General features: G+C 67.1%; 3 protein-coding genes and 1 pseudogene. 2 read left to right on the top strand and 2 right to left on the bottom strand.

What is annotated here, in order from left to right:
* A partial coding sequence (locus ACFTWP_RS41425) for an IS30 family transposase (RefSeq protein WP_380270354.1) occupies window positions 1–687 on the top strand: 687 nt, incomplete at its 5' end.
* Between the two features lie 10 nt (window positions 688–697).
* Window positions 698–982, top strand: a pseudogene (locus ACFTWP_RS41420) (integrase core domain-containing protein); the annotation flags it as partial.
* A 490-nt stretch (window positions 983–1,472) separates the two neighbouring features.
* Here the strand turns inward: ACFTWP_RS41420 and ACFTWP_RS41415 are convergent.
* Together ACFTWP_RS41415 and ACFTWP_RS41410 are read right to left on the bottom strand one after the other, a co-directional pair.
* A complete protein-coding gene (locus tag ACFTWP_RS41415) occupies window positions 1,473–1,730 on the bottom strand; it encodes a hypothetical protein (RefSeq protein ID WP_380270353.1) in 258 nt (85 codons plus the stop codon).
* 432 nt (window positions 1,731–2,162) lie between these two features.
* A complete protein-coding gene (locus ACFTWP_RS41410) occupies window positions 2,163–3,173 on the bottom strand; it encodes an RICIN domain-containing protein (protein ID WP_380270352.1) in 1,011 nt (336 codons plus the stop codon).
* Window positions 3,174–3,411 lie beyond the last annotated feature (238 nt).

The following is a 3,411-nucleotide window of genomic DNA, read 5'->3' as shown; positions in this document are numbered from 1 at the left end:
GCGCTCAAGCGGGAGCTGGTCGCCTGCCTACGCACCGGGCGGGCACTTCGAGAGCCTCGGTCGAGGTCACGGAACAAGCCGCAAGGGCATGTCACTTCGGATGTCGTCCTCAGTGAACGTCCTGCAGAGGCCGGGGACCGCGCGGTCCCGGGGCATTGGGAAGGCGATCTGATCATTGGGACGGGCCGGTCCGCGATCGGCACGATCGTCGAGCGCAGCAGCCGATCTGCACTCCTGGTGCATCTACCGAGGATGGAGGGCTGGGGCGAGGTGCCACCTGTGAAGAACGGGCCGCCGTTGGGCGGCTACGGCGCCGTCGCGATGAACACTGCTCTGACCGAGTCGATGACGAAGCTACCCGAGCAGCTCCGCAAAACCCTGACCTGGGACCGCGGGAAGGAACTTTCCGGGCATGCCCAGTTCGCGCTCGAGACAGGGACGAAGGTGTTCTTCGCCGATCCGCACTCGCCCTGGCAGCGACCCACAAACGAGAACACGAACGGGCTGCTGCGTCAGTACTTCCCGAAGGGCACGGACCTGTCCCGGTGGTCCGCCGGGGACCTCGAAGCCGTCGCACTGGCGATCAATAACCGACCCCGCAAGATCCTTGGCTGGAAGACCCCGGCCGAGGTCTTCGAGGAGCAGCTACGCTCACTACAACAGCCCGGTGTTGCAACGACCGGTTGAACTCACCCAGCACGCATCCAGCGAGTTCGCGGCGCTCTGCGACCGGTTCGGCGTGATCCGATCGCGTGGAGCCGTCGGCACCAGCGCCGACAACGCCGCCGCGGAGTCCTTCAACGCCAGCATGAAACGAGAGACGCTCCAGGGCGCGAAACGCTGGCCCGGAGCCCGCGCCGCCCGCCTGGCCGTCTTCCGCTGGGTCACCCGCTACAACACCAGGAGACGGCACTCCGCCCTCGGCCAACAGAGCCCGATCACCTACGAACAACGATCAACTACGCGGACCATCGCCGCATGACAACCGGTATCCTCGATCCAGGGGAAAGCCCCGGAAGACCCTGCGCCGTCGTTACTGCGTGGGTCGATGGTGGCCCGCCGACGGCGAGGTGGTCTTGTTCAAGGCCGCGAAGGTGCGGACCAACCGCTACCTCTATCGCGGAGCCACCCTGGCCGCAGCGTGCGGCCGAACCGGCACCCTCGACTCACCGGCTGGCCGTCGTCCTGGTCAACTTCCGTGACAGCGCCCTGGCGGAGCCCGCTGCCCTGCATGACCGGGCAGCGAGGTCTTCTTCGCTACCACGGATTCCCTGACCCCGTTCATGGCCGCCAACTCCGGCAGCCGCCGCGCCGTCATCCCAGCGAAGGGGGACGGAGTGTTCGGCCCCTTCGACCTGGACCTCGCCTCAGGTTGCGACACCCGCGCGCGCCTCGCCACCTCCGGGGCAGCCTCGCTCGCACCAACACTTCTCGGTGCCGCCTTGATCGCCACCGGAATCATCACTGTCCTGTCACTGCGCCGACGCCGGCGGCATCCCCGCCGCTAGGTTCTGCAGCCGGCCCGCGCTTGCGGCCCGGCATCTTCCTGGCGGTGTCCGTCCGGTCGTGGCCACGGGTACCCCGGCGGCGGCATGCAGGCTCCGGGTGTCGAGCACCACCAGGACCGGGTCGGCCAACCGTCCCCGGCCCTCACGCACCTGCTGGCGCATCAGGTCATGGCTGACCTCGTCGGTACCGTCGTCGCGCCATTCGTAGAAGCAGTACTTCACCGCGTCAGGCGGGCAGCAGGTCGTGGAGCAGGTAGTCCCATGGGCAGCCGCTCCGGGACTGGTACAGGAGCGCGTTGACGATCTCCCGTATCTCGTACCGCCACCACCGAGCTATGGAGCAACCACGGCGGCACTGTCGACGCCGGCCTCCGCGAAAGCTCGGGGCGTTGAACCGGCCGCCCGGCCATGGGCGGGAAACCTCCCTGTCAAAGCTGGTGTCAGTGTCAACCGTGACCTCCGGGGGCGTCGAACAGTAGCTCACGGCCTCGCGGATTGACTGCCGAGCGTCGGGCCTGCCGACCTCGACGCGACGATCTCCTGGCCACCCTCAGGCGAGCCGCCTGCACGGTCTGGTGACTGTGCGGGCCGCTCGCCTGGGGTTGGCCGGGCCCGGGTTGAGCTGGGGCCCGGCCAACCTTGTGTGGGAGGTGATCAGCCGACCCGAGTAAACGTCCAGCGTTGGCCGGCGGCCGCGGTGTCAACCTCCTGGGTCGCAGGGGAGAGGTCAGTGCTGCCCTTGATCGTCAGCGACAGGTTGCTGCCAGCATCCCGGACGGTGACCGCCGAGGCTCCGTTTGCGGCGATGCGCCACCTCTGGGCGGCGATTCCGGTGCAGGGCGACTGGACGACCTTCGCCCCGGCGGCAGTCGAGCTGGAGGCGATGTCGAGGCAGTAGCCGCTATTGACGTTGGCGATGCTGTAGGTCGAATCGGTGTTGCCCGTGAGTCGCCACTGTTGGTTGGTGCCGCCGTGCGGTGTCCACTGAATGATCTGTGTGCCGGACACCGTCGATCTGCCCGGCACGTCGAGGGCCTTGCCGAAGCCGTCGGTCAGTGTGTAGAGGCCGTCGGCCAGGCCGTCGGTGGGTGCCGGCCGCAGGACGTCGATCTCGGCGGCGCTGGCGAACTGGTTCTGCGTTCCCCATTCCGACAGGACCCGGAGTTTGATGTATCGGGCCGTCACCGGGGGGAACGGGATCTCCTTCTCGGTCGCATCGTTGGCGAGAGTGCCGCTGCCGGCGAGGGTGTACGGCCCGGTGTCCGTGGTGGCGGTGGACAGTTCGTACTGCTTCACACGGCCGTTGAGGCCACCGTCCTGGCGCGGCAGGTACCGCCAGCCGTTGATGGTGGTGGCCGTGTGGGTGTCGACAACGATCTCGGCGGGCAAGGAGGTGGTGACGCCGGCGTAGGCGGTGTGCCAGAAGGTGTAGGGGTTGTTGTCGACAGCGTTCTTGGCAGCGCCATTCTCTTGGGTTTCTTCGGCGCTAGACACCGATGCGGTCCATCCGGTCTGCGACTCGGTGCTCGGCGAGCCGTGTTCCGCCCCGCCCACCTGGTCGACGGCGTCGACGAACGCGGGGAAACTGGTGGCCTTCGGTCCGCCCCAGGTGCGGTCGGCTACGGCCTGCATCGGACGGCGCGCCCAGTAGTCGAGCCAGGCCACATCTCTGGTCTCAGCCAGGTCGTTCCACCGAGAGACCTTGTAGCCGACAGTGGTGCTGTCCGTGCTGTAGGAATAGTCGTAGAGCTTGCGGGGATCGGAGTATCCGTAGCTGCCAGGAGCGGTGCCGACGCCGCTGACATATTAGAGGGCGTTTGATGTAACCGATATACGGCTTATGGCCTAGTAGGTCCCTCGCCAGGTTGGTATGGTCTCGTCCGTTATGCGCTTCGCGAGGTTG

The organism is Kitasatospora sp. NPDC057015 (assembly GCF_042673745.1).
Lineage (GTDB): Bacteria > Actinomycetota > Actinomycetes > Streptomycetales > Streptomycetaceae > Kitasatospora.
This window is presented reverse-complemented; position numbering and strand designations above follow the sequence as displayed.